Below are 14,961 nucleotides of genomic sequence, written 5' to 3' on the forward strand. Positions count from 1 at the left end.
TTATACTAAATTCTGCTTAAGCTTTTCTTCCAACGCTTGGATACACAGCTTGATGGCGATAGGCGTATTTGAAGCAAATGGGTTTAGCGCATAAACCGTGTTGGTGGGTAATTCAAAGCTTGGCAGCACGTCGACAACATCACCAAATAACTGAGGAATGCAGAAATCTGGAATCACACCGATACCAACACCTGATTTAATCAGTGCAAGGCAACTGTGGAACGAATTGGTGACGCAACTAGCTTGCTGTTGGTAGACAAAGTCCTGCTCAGTTTGAGAACTAAAATGATGAGTCACCTGCTTTCCCTGCCAAGAGTTTGCAATGTAAGGAATCGATTCAAGCTCACGTTTACGCATGCTTTCAACGCCACATAACACATCTTTAAACTCACCTAAACGCTTTTGCTTTAAGTTACTGTCACGAGAACTGCCCACTCGTACCGCGAGATCAATATCGTGCTCCATGAAGTCTAAATGCTGATCGTCGCTTATCAGTTCTGGCTTTAACTTCGGATATTGTTTCATCAGTTCGGCAATAACAGGCGCTACCAATAAATCCATCAAGGCATTCGGAGCTGTGATACGAATCCGGCCTTGTGGCTCTTCTAGCTCGGCTTTTGCCATATCCCAAGCCGATTCAGCGATCACATTGATGTCTTTGCAACTCAAATAAAAGCGCTCACCCATGCTTGTCAAAGTTTGTCTTCGTGTTGTGCGTTTAAGGAGAGAGGCGCCTAACTCTTGTTCTAGAATTTTGAGATGTTGACTGACGACAGATTTAGACAACTCTAACTTTTCAGCCGCAGCCGAGACTGAACCCTGCTCTACGATATGAGCGAAAATCGACATCTGCTTTAGCTTACTCATCTTATTGTTCTCTTTTTACAAACAGTATTTTCTATTATCTCTGTTTTTCAAGTTAATTACCAAAGCTAAACTGTATTCAACTTATCGAGATAACCCAATCAAAAACACAGTGTTTCAAAGAAGACTGTTATGGAGAAAACAATGTCAAACAATCAAGTATTAGAAGCGTGTAAGCAAGGCATTAACGCATGGCAAAAAGCATTCAACAACCAAGACGCGAAAGGTTGTGCAGACCAATATACAGAGAACTGCGTAATGGAAGCGCGTCCATTTGGTACTTTTGAAGGTCATGAAGCGATTCAAGCATTTTGGCAAAACATCATCGACCAAGGTTTCAAAGACGTTGATTACACCGATGTAAAATGGGAAGAGCACCCAGACGGCGGTTACATTCTTACCGCGAGTTGGACAATGAACAAAGCGTTTGGCGTTGTACATCATGAACACTGGGCACTTGAAGCCGATGGCTGCGCTCGCTTAGTCAGCGACAACTTCGAAGTTCAAGGCGAACGCTAGAGCTGTAATTAACAGCTAGAAGCTCAAAAATAGAAACAGAAAACAAAAAGCCAGCAATCCAAATCGACTGCTGGCTTTATAATGTTCACTCTTGTCGCCCTTTCGCTTGGTTTGAAGGTGATTGAGTGACTCTACACAATCACTCAACACGCTCATCATTTCAAATCAAAGTGTCTGGTAAGACAGAACAAATACAAGTCAAAGTTACAGTGCTGCTTTCTTCGCTTCTGTAATCCAACCATCGAACGTGCTTTGGTTCGCTTTGATCCAACCGTTTACGTGCGCTTCGATATCCGCAGAGCTGTTCTTACCTTTACTCATCATCATGTTCTGAGCGCTTACATCATTGATGTTAAGTTTGATGATTTCAAAAAGCTTCGCTGCTGATGGGTTGTTCTTAGCAAACTCTTTATTCGCAATAATGCGCATTGAGTTCATTTCGAAGCCGTAGTTTTTGCCGTTAGATAGCGTCGTATCAACGTTCGAACGCTCGCCAGGAAGTGCTGAGAAAGGTACTTCTAACCAAACCACATCTTCGTTAGGCACCAGTACGCCACTTACCCAGTAAGGTGTCCATGTGTAGTAAAGGATTGATTCACCCTTTTGGTAACGAGAAATCGTGTCTGCGATGATTGCAGCGTAGTTACCTTGGTTGTGAGTCACCGTATCGTCCAGTTTGAACGCTGAAAGTTGATGTTCAATCACCATCTCACAACCCCAACCTGGGTTACAGCCTGTTAGGTCTGCTTTGCCATCACCGTCCGCATCAAACAGCTTCGCGATTTTTGGATCAGTTAATTGACCAATGTTGGTGATGTTGTACTTTTCAGCCGTTTTCTTATCAATTAGGTAACCTTGAGCAGCGCCGCTTACATATTGGCCTTCACGGTAGAATTTCTCATCACCACCTGCCATTGTGTATTTATCAGCATGAAGCGGGAACCAACCTACCGTTAGGAACGTTGCGTCACCCTTTGCAATCGAGGTGTAGCCTACGTTGTAGTCCACTTCTTGAGTTGATTTCACGTCATAACCCAGTTCTTCTAGAGCACGGTTAACGATCAATGTTTGGAATGTCTCTTCCGCTACAGACGATTGAACAGGCTGAACTGATACGCCATCACCCGGTAGGCTTGCTGCCCACACGTTAGTCGATACCGCTAATGTAGAAACGATGCTTACTGCGAGTTTACTCTTCCATGAATTATTCATTGGTGTTTTTCCTTAATTGAAGTTCTGATTTGTTACCGCGATTAAGTACATTCAGTACAAGGGAAACAGGTCCCATGCGATACCAGCGTAATTTTGTATTACCAGCATTGACACCCAGTACTTGGGTGATTCTGTCTAATAAGATGGCTAAGATAACGATGCCTAAACCACCAACAGCGGCCAGTCCCATATCCAAACGGCCAATACCTCTCAGTACCATTTGACCTAAACCACCTACCGCAATCATTGATGCGATAACCACCATCGATAACGACAACATCAGTGTTTGGTTCACGCCCGCCATGATAGTTGGTAATGCAAGTGGCAGTTGAATTCGGTAAAGCATCTGCTTTTTGCTTGCACCGAATGAGTGACCCGCTTCGATCAATTCTTCCGGAACTTGCTGAATACCCAAGATGGTCAAACGAACAACAGGAGGAAGTGCGAATATGATGGTCACCACGACACCCGGAACGTTACCGATACCAAACAACATGACGATCGGTACTAAATAAACGAAGGCTGGTGTGGTTTGCATAGCATCCAAAATTGGGCGCACGAATTTAGCCGCCGTGTTACTTCGAGCGAGCCATATCCCCATGGGTAAGCCAATCAATAGGCAGAAGAATACGGATGTCATGACCAGTGACAATGTGGTCATTGCTTCAGACCAAGCGCCAATCAAGCCAATGAAAGTCAAAGATACGGCCGTTGCAACGCCAAGCTTCAAGTTTGAAAACTGCCATGCCACTAGAAACAAGATGATCAACATGAATGGTGCTGGCGTAGACACCAACGCCGTTTCAAATGAACTTAGGATAAAATCGATAGGCACACGGATTGCCTGGAATAATGGGCGTCCGTGCTCAACTAACCAATTCAGTCCAGACTCAACCCAAGTGTCAACAGGCAGCACAGCCTCTGCAAAAGGGTTAAGTGGATCAAAAGGGTTAAGTGGATCAAAAGGTGTCGTTTCAACGGTTTCGCTGCTTAACCAATCCGCTGACGGTGAGGTATCAGCGGATTGACCCCAAGGATCACTTGCAGGTTGAGCTGGAGGAGCCGATTGAGACCATGGGTCATTATTTGTTTGTTCAGACGACATGATCTACCCCTTATCCAATGTTTGTAACAGTCGTGACTTAGTCACCACGCCAAAGTAATTACCTTGCTCATCCACAACAGGCACTGAGTAAGGCACACCACCAACTAGGCCAAGCACATCATTGATTGGTAAATCAGGGTTCAGCGTTAGTCCATCATCGAGCTGTGCGCTGATGAGTGATTTGTTCTCTTTGTGGGCTTTACGAAGCGAGTCGATAGAGACAATGCCGGAGTAACGGCTGCTCTTCTCAACTACGATGCCGTACTCGCGGTCGTTATCCATCAAAATTTGTAGAGCGGACGCTGGGCCATCGTGTTCTGATTTTTTAAATACCGCAGCTGGCTTCTTACGCGCAATGTCTTTCACAGTAAGTACGCTTGCTACGTTCACACCACGGAAGAAAGCTTCGACATAATCATTCGCTGGGTTACTAAGAATATCGTCTGGAGTACCTACTTGAACCACTTCGCCATTTTGCATAATCGCAATTCGGTCACCGATACGCATCGCTTCATCCAAATCATGCGAGATAAAAACAATGGTTCGTTTATCGTCATTTTGAAGGCGAATAAGCTCATCTTGCATTTCTGTACGAATCAAAGGATCGAGCGCCGAGAACGCTTCATCCATCAACAAGATATCTGGGTCACATGCTAGTGCACGAGCCAAACCAACACGCTGCTTCATACCACCAGATAGTTCATCTGGGTAAGATTCTGAATATGCGCCAAGGCCAACACGTTCAAGTGCTTCAAGTGCTGATTGCTTTCGTTGCTCAACTTCAACACCCGCAAGCTCTAGACCAAATGCGGCATTCTCGATGACCGTCATATGCGGCATCAAAGCGAAATTTTGGAAAACCATCGAGATGTTGTTGCGGCGAACTTCGCGGAGTTCATCTTCTGAGATGTGGGCAATGTCTTTGCCTCGAAGAAGCACATTGCCTTTGGTTGGTTCGATCAAGCGGTTAAGAAGGCGTACTAGGGTTGATTTGCCAGATCCTGACAGTCCCATTATGACGAAAATCTCGCCTTCTTGGATACTAAGAGAAACATCGTTAACGCCGATCGTTAGCCCTGTTTCTTCGAAAACTTTATCTTTATTTGCGCCTTCATTAATCATTGTAAAAGCACGGTCGGTGTCTTCACCAAACACCTTGTACAGTCCCTTAACTTCCAGTATGGGATCCATGTAATCTAATCCTTTCTCAGTTATTTAAACTTAAATTGGTTATTTAAACCCGAAAAACAATTAGCACTCTAAGTAATTGACACGTGTAAATCAAGGTTCTTCGCTCGGTAAAACAAGGCAACAGACTGAAACCAGACCAGCAACAACAAGACCAAAAATAAGCAAAAACAAAGCAAGCTACTGATAATAAAAGGGATAAATTAGATAAGCGTACGGCCAATATTATGTATTACGTAGTCGTAGATTATTGAATATTAATTTTACATTAGAGTGATTAATAGGCTGAATGAACCAACAAAAGCCATTATTAGTTCGTGCACAAATAATTCGAGTACGAACTATTTATTAAGCTTTCATGATGTTTCCGAGGCGAAAGTTCGCTCGGTAAAAAATATAAGATCAACTCTCAATCTCTACCTAAAAACCAAAGGTCAACCGGCTAAAGTCAGCGAGTTGAAATCAACCTTTTCAACCAAGAATTTTAATACGTCACACCAACTGTGATACTTGCTGCAAACTGTCAATTGGTGATTATCTAAGCTGAACTTCAACTTGTAGAGTGCTCATTGCTGAGCCATTCTTTATAAAAGAAATAAGCATTTTCCCGTGACGAAATAGAGAAAAAGACAAGGAATTCGAATGATAAAAATGTTGGTGTGTGACTTTGACGGTACGCTTGATGGAGGCTCATCTCACGGTGTTAACCAGCTATTTGATTACCTCACAGAACAACCTGATATTCGCTTTATCATCGCGACAGGAAGAACATTACCTTCGATTCGAATGGGTTTAGAATCGGATAACTACCCGAAGCCACACAGTATTATTAGCGATGTGGGCACCAAAATTCATCATGTTCATTCCCAAAAACCAGACCATGTTTGGCATAACCAACTGGAAGCTTCTTGGAACAAATCAAGGGTAGAGACGGCTCTCGCCCCCCTTGATTTTATGGGTGAGCGCATAGAAAACCATCAAGGCGATTACAAGATCACCTTTGAAGGAAAGCTTTCAGAGCCTCAACACGAACTGATTGAATCTAGCTTGGAGATGCACGGATTAGATGTTCACCTGACTTACTCTCATGATTGGTACTTAGATATCACACCAAAAGGCGTTAACAAGGCGACTGCGATTCACCACCTACTCGAACAACACGATTTGAGCGTTGCAGAAGTGTGCGTCGCAGGTGACTCAGCTAACGACACCTCAATGCTCACCATTGAAGGCGTAAACTCGATACTGGTTGCTAACCATTACCCAGAGGTTGCTCACCTATCGGATAGAGACAACGTATACACGAGTAGAGCAACACATGCTGAGGGTGTCTTAGAAGGCCTTAAATACTGGCAAGGGCGTGCAGCAGCGGGTAATTAGAAATAAGTAGAGGTGACCGACTGCTCCCTACTTGCTATCCTTATTTCCAACCGGGAAGCCAATGATCCTTGTCGGTGAGATCCCGCCAGTTGATGTCTTCCTCTCGTTTGGTCATCACCGCTTCTATCAAACAACGAATAACCTCCCCTTCTTCAAACTCGACCTCTGTGACCATAAAGTGTTTTTCTTTCTTTACAGGGCTAACGGCCGTCCATTTACTGCGAAGTAGTTTCTTTGGATTGATTCGATTCATGAGTTAATTTCTCGCTTAGATGTCATTGATTATTATGGATTGTCTAGCCGACACTGAGTAATAGTCTTCGTCGCAAGAAAAGGATCAAAAAAAGCCAGCGATTAGGCTGGCTTCATTCAGTTAGCTATTACTTGTTAAAGATTAGCCGTTTTTAGGTGGATCAAATGCCGTGAGTTCTAATACTGGACCTGTGTATTTTTCAATCTTCACAAGCGCAGAGTTTGCAGCACAGCCATTCGCCAAACGAGAAGTCGGGATATCCAACGTAAGCACGTTACAGCCACCGTTTTTACATAGACCTGTGTCTTTATCTAAATCAGGCCAACCGCCTTCATGGATACATACAGAGCCTTGTTTGATGCCATCCGTCACTAATGCACCCACCAATACTTGTCCACGACCATTATGTGCACGAACCAAGTCACCCGTTTTAATGCCTCGAGCTTTCGCATCTTCAGGGTGAATTGAAATCGGCTCACGGTCTGCAATCGCATACTCTTCGCGGATCTTCGCGTAGTTGAACTGGCTATGCAGACGGTGCGCGGCGTGCGCTGTCATCAGTTGCAGTTCGCCATCTTTAGCGTTGCCTGTGTACTCTGTTGGTTCTAACCAAGTTGGGTGTGCAGGGCAATCATCTAGTTGGTAACCTTCAATGGTTCTTGAGAATATCTCGAACTTGCCACTTGGTGTACCTAGTGGGTTCATGATTGGGTTCTCACGAAAATCAGCGTAACGAACAAACTGTGCGTTCTTCTCGTTCCACTTCATCTCGATCAACTGATTATCTTCCCAGAACTTGCTGAAGTTAGGCATTACGATACGCTGACCACGACCACCTTGCTGTGCGGTTTTGTAAAAACCATACAGCCATTCCATCTCGGTCTTGCCTTCGGTGTACACATCACGACCACCCGGAGCAAGTAACTCAGACATGTCCGCAAATACATCGAAATCGTTACGAGCTTCACCTTGTGGCTCAACCACTTTCTTCATTGGCACTAAGTGTTGGTTACTGTAGTCACCCGTCATCGTCATATCATTACGTTCAAACGATGTAGTAATTGGCAGAACAATATCCGCGTGCTTAGCTGCTGCTGTCCAGTAAGGTTCTGAGATAACAATCAGCTCAGGCTTTTGCCAAGCTTTGATCAAGCGGTTGGTATCTTGGTGGTGAGTAAAGTTCGCACCGCCTGCCCACCAGATCATTTTGATCTCTGGGAACGTTAGGTTGTGACCATTGTGATGGTAGCTTGAACCCGGGTTTTCTAGCGCTTCAACAATACGCGCTACAGGGAATGCGTTCACAGATCCTGAAACAGCCCAATCGTTACCCGCCGAAGAACCACCGCCAAGTGACGCTGAAATCGCAGGAAGTACGCCTGCATCACGAGCAGGGTTACCACCGTTTGAGTAGTGGTAAGAAAGACCGAAACCACCACCAGGCAAGCCAACTTGACCTAGCATTGTCGCTAGCGTAACCAACATCCAGTGACGTTGTTCACCGTATTGTTGACGCTGCATACCCCAGCCAGACATCAGCATAGTACGGTTCTTACTGAAGATATCCGCAAGTAGCTCAAGCTGCTTCACTGGCACACCACAGATCTCAGACGCCCACTCAGCAGATTTTTCTACGCCGTCTTCCTTACCCATCAAGTAAGCTTCGAATACGTCGTAACCTGTTGTGTATTTACCCAAGAATTCTTTATCGTGCTTGCCCTGTTTCACTAACGTGTGTGCGATACCCATCATCATGGCTACGTCAGTCATTGGGTGAGGAGCAATCCACTCTGCGTTGTCACCAAAAAACTCGATAGTCTCAGAGCGCATTGGGTCAATCGCAATCACTGTCTTGCCCGACTTCTTCAACTGGTGGAAGAACTCAAGACCTGCACAGTCGGTTGAGCTCCAAGCGATCTTCAAGGTGTTAATTGGGTTTAGGCCCCAAAGTACCACCACATCACTGTGCTCAAGGATAACTGGGTAAGTCGTCTGCTGTTCATACACCTCAATCGAACCCACAACGTGCGGCATGATAACTTGCGCAGCACCTGTTGAGTAATCACCTAAGTGACCAGAGTAACCACCAGCCATGCTCATGTAACGTTGTAGAAGCGTTTGCGCTTTGTGCAGAACACCACTTGAACGCCAGCCATAAGAGCCTGCGAATACAGATTCCGCACCGTGCTCTTGACGAATACGTGAGTGTTGTTGGTGAATCAATTTGTACACTTCATCCCAAGAGATACGAACAAATTCATCACTACCACGTACACCTTCAGGTGCAGATGGGTTAGCCAAGTAGCCTTTACGAACCATAGGGTACTTAACACGCGCTTTGGTGTGTACTTGATCAGGGCCTGTGGTCTGCAGGCTATTTGGAACCGTTTGTGCCAGTGCATTCGTCGTCGACACTAACTTGCCATCTTTCACTTCACACAGCATTGGTCCCATACGACCTGATGTTAGAACACCAGAACCACGTTTGTCCGAAGCAATTGCGCTCATCGGCGTCAAAGATGTGAATGCCAACGCACCAGCTGTAATACCTGTGCCTTTCATAAATCCACGACGTGTCATATTAGTCATAATTTTATCCTTCTAATTCTCTTTAGTGACCAACAACGTCTTTCGCGTGGTTTTGGAAGTACTTAGTCAGCAGCTCAAGGTTTTGCTCAGAAATGTCTGTACGGTCGCCCATACTTTTCGCAACAGGTCCCCAAGCATTCACAGTGAAGTGGTTTGAAGGAATTTTCGCGTGACACGTTGCACAGTAAACGTTGTCCAACTCTTCTGCGTAAGACCAGATTGGGTCTAGTTTATCGACAACTGGAGAAGTGATATCACCCGTTAGCGCAACTGAACGCCACTCGTTACCGTAAGCATCGGCTTTATAGTCACCAGTAGTCAGTGCTTCTTGACCTTTGTCTGTCAATGTCGCAACGATTGCACGTTGGCCTTCACCGAAGTAAAGCACTTGCTCTGCACCTTTCATTTGGAATGCATTCAAAGTCACAGTACGGTTGTCGCCTTCAGCCTTGACCACTTCCAGTTCTGCTGTTGGGTTTACACTGCCGAAGTCACCCATTGCGATATCGGTTACTGGGTAAACCACTTTCGCATCTGCTGGCGTGTTTTTCGTAAATGCGATCAGGGTATCGAACGCTTTGCTATCTAGCTGAGCTTCAGGAGCAAAATGTGCAACGCCTTTGTGACAATCGATACACGTTTGGTTATTTTCACGACCATAAGCATGCATTTTTGCTGCATCACGAGATTGCTCGAACTCTTCCATTGCATCGAATTCGTGACAAGAGCGACAAGTCGCTGAGTCATTCTCACGGAATTGAGCCCAAACTGTCTCAGCCATCTCTTCACGGTGTGCTTCATATTTCTCAGGCGTGTCTATCTTACCTGAAATAAATTCGTGGTAGATGTCTTTGGACGCTCTTACTTTGGTGATCACGTAGTCAATCGGATCAGTTGGAATGTGGCAATCGGCACATTCAGCTCGAATGCCTTTTGCGTTACTGAAGTGTACAGAACCTTGGTATTCTTTGTGGGGTGCTTCCATTGTGTGGCAAGAAACACAAAACTCAGTGCTCGATGTATAGTGCATAACGGCTGCAGTTCCCCCTAAGGTTAACCAGCCAATACCTATACCAACCGCCGCTATTAGTGCGATATAACGTTTTTTTATTGTCATAATTCTTAATCATCTTCAACAATTGGTTACAATTAAGATCAGAATAGTACTTTAGGGGTAGATCAGTTTGATTTGGATCATAAATCGCATTCTGAGGAACAAAAATTGAACCTTTATGAGAACCCAAGGTCACTTCACGAAATTATTCCCCACCAGATACAATCACCCACCAAATAAGAAGCAGCGGTTAAATATTCATTATTGATTAATCCAACATCAACGAGACAAAACGGCTTTCTAAGTCAAAGAAGTAAATTGTAAATCTATTACAATATTGGCTATCTATTTTTCATAAACTCCTCACTCAATGAACCAAACAGAATTCCAACAAAAAATGGCGAGTTTCACCTCGATTGAACAAGCGCTTGATTACTTCGAAATTGGGTTTGATAGCAAGTTCATCAACCAAAATAGAGTCGAGCTTATGAAACGCTTTAATGGTTATCTGATCCTGTCAAAACCCGATGATTGGTTCTCAGGAAGAAGAGCGCTGAAAAACGCTTATTGTAAGGTTCAACGCAGCAAGTTAGATCGCCACACACGTTCAGCCTGTCGTGGGTGTACAACTTGTCAGCGTCGATAGATAGGAAGTACTGCTCAAAGTAGAGAACTAAAAAGTAGATAGTTGAAATAACATCTCATTACGATTTAGTTAGTGGTTTGCTCGAAAAAAAGTGTGCTAGTCTTACGGCAACTCAACTACGAGATAAAAACTACAATGAAAATTTTCAGCAATTTCGAAAGCGGCAACATTCACGTCGTTTCTGCAGATTCACCACAAAACATTCAACTGACGATCCCAGCAGACTACCAAACTGAAATCTCTCAGTGGTTTCACTTCCGCTTAGAAAGTGAAGCTCAACAATCTCACCACTTTGAAATCGGTCAATTGGCAACATCTGCCTACCCTGAAGGCTGGAAAGATTACGATGTAGTTGCATCGTATGACCGTGAAGAGTGGTTCCGTATCCCATCTCAGTTCGATGGCGATACATTAAGCTTCGATATCATCCCTGAACACGATTCAATGTACTTCGCGTACTTCGCGCCGTACTCATACGATCGTCACCAAGATCTTCTGCACAATGCTCAAACGCACCCTGCTTGTAAGCTTGAAACTCTAGGTCAGACGCTAGACAACAACGACATCACTTTGCTAACCATCGGCGAGCCAAGTGAAGAGAAGAAAAACATCTGGGTTATTGGTCGCCAACACCCTGGCGAGACGATGGCTGAATGGCTGATCGAAGGCCTGCTACAACGCCTACTTGATGAAACAGATACGGTTGGTCGCTCTCTTCTAGACAGCGTTGTATTCAGAGTTGTACCAAACATGAACCCAGATGGCAGCATCCGCGGTCACCTGCGTACTAACGCGATTGGCGTAAACCTGAACCGTGAATGGCAATCACCTTCTATGGAACGCAGCCCAGAGGTATTCCTTGTTCGCGAGCGTATGCTGGAAACGGGCGTTGACCTGTGTCTAGATATTCACGGCGACGAAGCGATTCCATATAACTTTGTAGCAGGTAGCGAAGGCACACCTTCTTACAACGAGCGCATCGCGAAGCTAGAGAACCACTTCAAGCAAGCACTGCTCACTATCACGCCAGAGTTCCAAGATGAATTTGGTTACGATAAAGACGAACCAGGCAAAGCAAACATGACAGTTGGCACAAACTGGATTGGTGAGCAATTCAAGTGTTTGGCTTACACCGTCGAGATGCCATTTAAAGATCACATCAGTCACGCTGACGAACTTTACGGCTGGTCTCCAGAGCGAAGTGTCGCGTTTGGTCACGACATGCTAGCCGCGGTTTGGGCTACAGTAGACGAGCTATAGAGTCACTAAGCTCTTTAATTTGTCCATATATCTAGCTTGATAGATAGAACAAAGCCCAGCACTTGTGAAAGTGCTGGGCTTTTTAATCTCTGCTTAGAATGAGCGATTTTCGCCTTAAGGAATCTAATGTCAGTCGCTTTTAAGCCACTCTTAGACTTGCAAAAAATACTGGGTATCTTTGTCTAATGTGTCTTTGTTCTGACACCATATCTTTGAAGCTTGGTCCTTCTAACAACTGAACGATCACTTCATCGCCTTCTTGTCGCAGCACTGCACCACTAATATCAATGGTGTTGTTATCGTGCAGTCTTAAACTGCCCGCCATTGAGAAGCCTCGATAAACAGGAATGATGTTACGCATCATCAAGCGCACACCCTTTTCAGACACTTCACTCACATGAAAAAGCTCATCCTTAATTCGCATCACTGGACGTGCCTTTTTTGGGTACTTCAAGCGGTAATATTTGCGTTTCTGGGTGAATGAATCTTCACGCATTGGTGACTCCCTGTCTCTGTTATTTCGGTCAAGCAATAGGCTGTAGCTTCAATTGGTCTCAAATAAACACATTCACCAAATTGATAGCTAATAATTATATCGACTTCCCGAGCTAATGCTTTAGAGATTTATACAGAGAAACACGGATTGCTTAGCATTCAGTAAAAAATGAGAACTGAATCGGAAATGAAAACTAAGATGGAAACGAGAACTAAGCCGGAAATGAACTGAACCAATAGCTAAAAACCCAATTCTTCGCATCGCACCCTAAAGCTGAAACAATGCCAACTGAATGCTGAAGCCCACGAATAGAATCCCACACACAATGTTCATCATTTGCGAGGTGCGCTTTTGAACTAACAAGCGCTTAAAGGTATCCGCCATTAAGATCACAACTAAGAACCACATCGACACCACTGACGCTTGAATTGCACCAAGTATCAAACTGTCTGTCACAATCGCATCTGTTGAAACAAATTGAGGGAATATAGAAAGATAAAACAGGACAATTTTAGGATTCAGTAGATTAGTGAGAAGCCCTTTGAAAAATTGCTTATAAAGCTTACTTTCCGATGCACTGACCACAGAGAGCACGCCCTCTTGAGCGCGCAGCGCCGCACGAAAATGGTTATACCCAAGCCAGACAAGATACAAAACCCCAGCCCACTTTAGCCCTTCAAAGGCCATGGGAGTGTTCGACAGTAATAAGCTTATGCCGTTAGCCGAGATAAAGGCATGAAAAAAGAAACCACATGACACGCCCAACACGTTCACAAATGCGAACAGCTTCCTTTGAGTTAAGGCTGTGCTTAATACCAACAGCGCATTTGGGCCCGGGATAATGGCAATAAAAAACACGATAACGATAAACAGCCAGATACTGTCCCAACTCATTTCGATCTCATTTCATGAACATTTTTAGGGCGGACATTGTACGTCCATTCAGTGCCATTACAATATGATAAACGCTTAATTATCGCGTATAGCTAACAGACATAATTCGCGCGTATAATGAATGTGTTTATCGTCTAACATACAAAACTGATTCTCTAACATTTGTAGCCCTGATAGACTCCACCTCCTTTTTGATACTTGGTTCATTTATGTCATTTGATAGCCTAACCCTTAACGCAAAAACCGTCTCCGCGCTCTCATCTCAATTCAATAAGCCGACAGAGATACAGCAAGCGGTAATTCCTACCATTATTGCGGGGAAAGACGTACTCGCATTGGCTCAAACGGGCAGCGGTAAAACATTGGCGTTCGGCTTACCTTTACTGAATAACATCAACCAAGATGTGAATGAACTGCAAGCACTGATCATTGTTCCAACCCGTGAACTTGCATCTCAAGTGACCAAATCTTTAGAACCGATCGCGACAACGCTCAATATCAAATTGGTAACGCTAACGGGCGGCGTAAATACTGATGATCAACAGCAACAATTATCGACTAAACCACAATTAGCCATCGCCACACCGGGCCGCCTACTTGCTTTAATCAAAAGTGATGAACTGGATATAGCTCGGTGTTCATCATTGGTTCTTGATGAAGCCGACCGCCTGATCGACATGGGATTTTGGCCAGATATTCAAGCGATTACTTCAGCACTACCGAGCAAACGTCAGTCACTGTTGTTCTCTGCGACACTTCCGCCCGAATTAGTAGGTCAGGCTGAAGAGCTTCTTTCAAATCCAGTTAAGGTCACGACACATCAAGAAAACAGCGTGGTCGCGGCTATTGAAGAAACCCTGTATTTAGTGAACAAAGGCAGTAAAGCTCAAGCGCTCATCGCACTACTCAATCAACACACATGGCCGCAAGTATTGGTATTTATTGGCGCAAAAGACAATGCCGATGCATTAACCAAACGATTGAATAAAGCCAAAATCAGTGTGAGTGCGTTACATGGAAATAAGAGCCAAGAAGAACGAGAGCAAGCATTAGAAAGTTTCAAAAATGGCGAGACTCGTGTGCTTATCGCGACAGACGTGATGGCTAGAGGCATTCATATTGATCAGTTACCTGTCGTAATTAACTTCGAATTACCTTCTCACTCAGCAACTTACGTACACCGCGTTGGTCGTACAGCAAGAGCAGGAAGTACTGGCTGCGCGGTCTCTCTGGTTAGCCACAGCGAAACTGACTACCTCAATGCGATTCGCACCTTGACCAATAAGCCGTTAGTGCTGCAACCATTAGAGGGTTTCCCGGTTACCGACAAACCTGCATCTGAAACGACCGCTCGCAAGCGTCCACCTAAAGATAAAATGGCCAATCGAAGAACAGCTAAAAAGAAAAGCATTAAGCAATTTAAAAGCAAACCAAATAGCTCTAAGTAACCAGAAATAGAATGGTCAGCTCAGTTTGTACTGGGCTTTTTTATATGCAACAA

At 44.5% G+C, this 14,961-nt stretch carries 14 protein-coding genes; 5 read left to right on the forward strand and 9 right to left on the reverse strand.

Going from position 1 to position 14,961, the window contains the following annotated elements:
* On the reverse strand, positions 1–867 hold the full coding sequence (locus AB6E30_RS06845; protein WP_372103051.1) for a LysR family transcriptional regulator: 867 nt from the start codon (positions 865–867) through the stop codon (positions 1–3).
* Between the two features lie 141 nt (positions 868–1,008).
* On the opposite strand from AB6E30_RS06845, the gene AB6E30_RS06850 reads away from it, so the two are divergent.
* Positions 1,009–1,383, forward strand: a complete 375-nt coding sequence (locus AB6E30_RS06850; RefSeq protein WP_372103052.1) for a nuclear transport factor 2 family protein — start codon at positions 1,009–1,011, stop codon at positions 1,381–1,383.
* A 204-nt stretch (positions 1,384–1,587) separates the two neighbouring features.
* Here the strand turns inward: AB6E30_RS06850 and proX are convergent, their stop codons facing one another.
* From proX to proV, 3 genes are read right to left on the reverse strand one after another with little or no spacing between them, the layout of a single operon-like run.
* Positions 1,588–2,595, reverse strand: a complete 1,008-nt coding sequence (gene proX, locus AB6E30_RS06855; RefSeq protein ID WP_017065955.1) for a glycine betaine/L-proline ABC transporter substrate-binding protein ProX — start codon at positions 2,593–2,595, stop codon at positions 1,588–1,590.
* On the reverse strand, positions 2,588–3,700 hold the full coding sequence (proW, locus tag AB6E30_RS06860) for a glycine betaine/L-proline ABC transporter permease ProW (protein WP_372103054.1): 1,113 nt from the start codon (positions 3,698–3,700) through the stop codon (positions 2,588–2,590). Before proW ends, proX begins: the two co-directional genes overlap by 8 nt.
* 3 nt (positions 3,701–3,703) lie before the next feature.
* Complete coding sequence (gene proV, locus AB6E30_RS06865) at positions 3,704–4,891, reverse strand: glycine betaine/L-proline ABC transporter ATP-binding protein ProV (RefSeq protein ID WP_017067805.1); 1,188 nt, start codon at positions 4,889–4,891, stop codon at positions 3,704–3,706.
* Between the two features lie 639 nt (positions 4,892–5,530).
* On the opposite strand from proV, the gene AB6E30_RS06870 reads away from it, so the two are divergent.
* Positions 5,531–6,268: an HAD-IIB family hydrolase gene (locus tag AB6E30_RS06870; RefSeq protein WP_017068049.1), complete on the forward strand. Its 738-nt coding sequence runs from the start codon at positions 5,531–5,533 to the stop codon at positions 6,266–6,268.
* Positions 6,269–6,308: 40 nt separating this feature from the next.
* On the opposite strand, the gene AB6E30_RS06875 is transcribed toward AB6E30_RS06870, so the two are convergent.
* From AB6E30_RS06875 to AB6E30_RS06885, 3 genes are all read right to left on the reverse strand, one after another.
* Positions 6,309–6,521, reverse strand: coding sequence for a TIGR02450 family Trp-rich protein (locus AB6E30_RS06875; RefSeq protein ID WP_017068050.1), 213 nt, complete (start codon positions 6,519–6,521; stop codon positions 6,309–6,311).
* A gap of 141 nt (positions 6,522–6,662) precedes the next feature.
* Entirely contained in the window at positions 6,663–9,110 is a 2,448-nt protein-coding gene (locus AB6E30_RS06880) for a molybdopterin guanine dinucleotide-containing S/N-oxide reductase (RefSeq protein ID WP_017060333.1), read from the reverse strand.
* 22 nt (positions 9,111–9,132) lie between these two features.
* Positions 9,133–10,227 (reverse strand): NapC/NirT family cytochrome c, encoded by a 1,095-nt coding sequence (locus tag AB6E30_RS06885; protein WP_372103056.1) that lies wholly within the window; start codon positions 10,225–10,227, stop codon positions 9,133–9,135.
* Positions 10,228–10,534: 307 nt separating this feature from the next.
* Between AB6E30_RS06885 and AB6E30_RS06890 the strand changes: the two genes are divergently transcribed.
* Positions 10,535–10,810, forward strand: coding sequence for a nitrogenase-stabilizing/protective protein NifW (locus AB6E30_RS06890; protein WP_017060331.1), 276 nt, complete (start codon positions 10,535–10,537; stop codon positions 10,808–10,810).
* 135 nt (positions 10,811–10,945) lie between these two features.
* Positions 10,946–12,070, forward strand: coding sequence for a M14-type cytosolic carboxypeptidase (locus AB6E30_RS06895; protein WP_372103058.1), 1,125 nt, complete (start codon positions 10,946–10,948; stop codon positions 12,068–12,070).
* Between the two features lie 139 nt (positions 12,071–12,209).
* On the opposite strand, the gene AB6E30_RS06900 is transcribed toward AB6E30_RS06895, so the two are convergent.
* Positions 12,210–12,566 carry a PilZ domain-containing protein gene (locus AB6E30_RS06900; protein ID WP_372103060.1) on the reverse strand — a complete coding sequence of 119 codons (357 nt, stop codon included), beginning with the start codon at positions 12,564–12,566 and terminating at the stop codon, positions 12,210–12,212.
* A gap of 267 nt (positions 12,567–12,833) precedes the next feature.
* A complete protein-coding gene (locus tag AB6E30_RS06905; RefSeq protein WP_372103063.1) occupies positions 12,834–13,460 on the reverse strand; it encodes a LysE family translocator in 627 nt (208 codons plus the stop codon).
* 209 nt (positions 13,461–13,669) lie between these two features.
* On the opposite strand from AB6E30_RS06905, the gene AB6E30_RS06910 reads away from it, so the two are divergent.
* Positions 13,670–14,908: a DEAD/DEAH box helicase gene (locus AB6E30_RS06910; protein ID WP_017071932.1), complete on the forward strand. Its 1,239-nt coding sequence runs from the start codon at positions 13,670–13,672 to the stop codon at positions 14,906–14,908.
* Positions 14,909–14,961: the final 53 nt, after the last annotated feature.

The organism is Vibrio sp. 10N.247.311.12 (assembly GCF_041467515.1).
Lineage (GTDB): Bacteria > Pseudomonadota > Gammaproteobacteria > Enterobacterales > Vibrionaceae > Vibrio > Vibrio crassostreae_C.

Bases quoted from the DNA above. Each gene is read 5' to 3' on its own strand.
- proW (WP_372103054.1), bottom strand. From the start codon at position 3,700: ATGTCGTCTGAACAAACAAATAATGACCCATGGTCTCAATCGGCTCCT.
- AB6E30_RS06885 (WP_372103056.1), bottom strand. From the start codon at position 10,227: ATGACAATAAAAAAACGTTATATCGCACTAATAGCGGCGGTTGGTATA.
- AB6E30_RS06895 (WP_372103058.1), top strand. From the start codon at position 10,946: ATGAAAATTTTCAGCAATTTCGAAAGCGGCAACATTCACGTCGTTTCT.
- proX (WP_017065955.1), bottom strand. From the start codon at position 2,595: ATGAATAATTCATGGAAGAGTAAACTCGCAGTAAGCATCGTTTCTACA.
- AB6E30_RS06875 (WP_017068050.1), bottom strand. From the start codon at position 6,521: ATGAATCGAATCAATCCAAAGAAACTACTTCGCAGTAAATGGACGGCC.
- AB6E30_RS06905 (WP_372103063.1), bottom strand. From the start codon at position 13,460: ATGAGTTGGGACAGTATCTGGCTGTTTATCGTTATCGTGTTTTTTATT.
- AB6E30_RS06880 (WP_017060333.1), bottom strand. From the start codon at position 9,110: ATGACTAATATGACACGTCGTGGATTTATGAAAGGCACAGGTATTACA.
- proV (WP_017067805.1), bottom strand. From the start codon at position 4,891: ATGGATCCCATACTGGAAGTTAAGGGACTGTACAAGGTGTTTGGTGAA.
- AB6E30_RS06850 (WP_372103052.1), top strand. From the start codon at position 1,009: ATGTCAAACAATCAAGTATTAGAAGCGTGTAAGCAAGGCATTAACGCA.
- AB6E30_RS06890 (WP_017060331.1), top strand. From the start codon at position 10,535: ATGAACCAAACAGAATTCCAACAAAAAATGGCGAGTTTCACCTCGATT.
- AB6E30_RS06845 (WP_372103051.1), bottom strand. From the start codon at position 867: ATGAGTAAGCTAAAGCAGATGTCGATTTTCGCTCATATCGTAGAGCAG.
- AB6E30_RS06910 (WP_017071932.1), top strand. From the start codon at position 13,670: ATGTCATTTGATAGCCTAACCCTTAACGCAAAAACCGTCTCCGCGCTC.
- AB6E30_RS06900 (WP_372103060.1), bottom strand. From the start codon at position 12,566: ATGCGTGAAGATTCATTCACCCAGAAACGCAAATATTACCGCTTGAAG.
- AB6E30_RS06870 (WP_017068049.1), top strand. From the start codon at position 5,531: ATGATAAAAATGTTGGTGTGTGACTTTGACGGTACGCTTGATGGAGGC.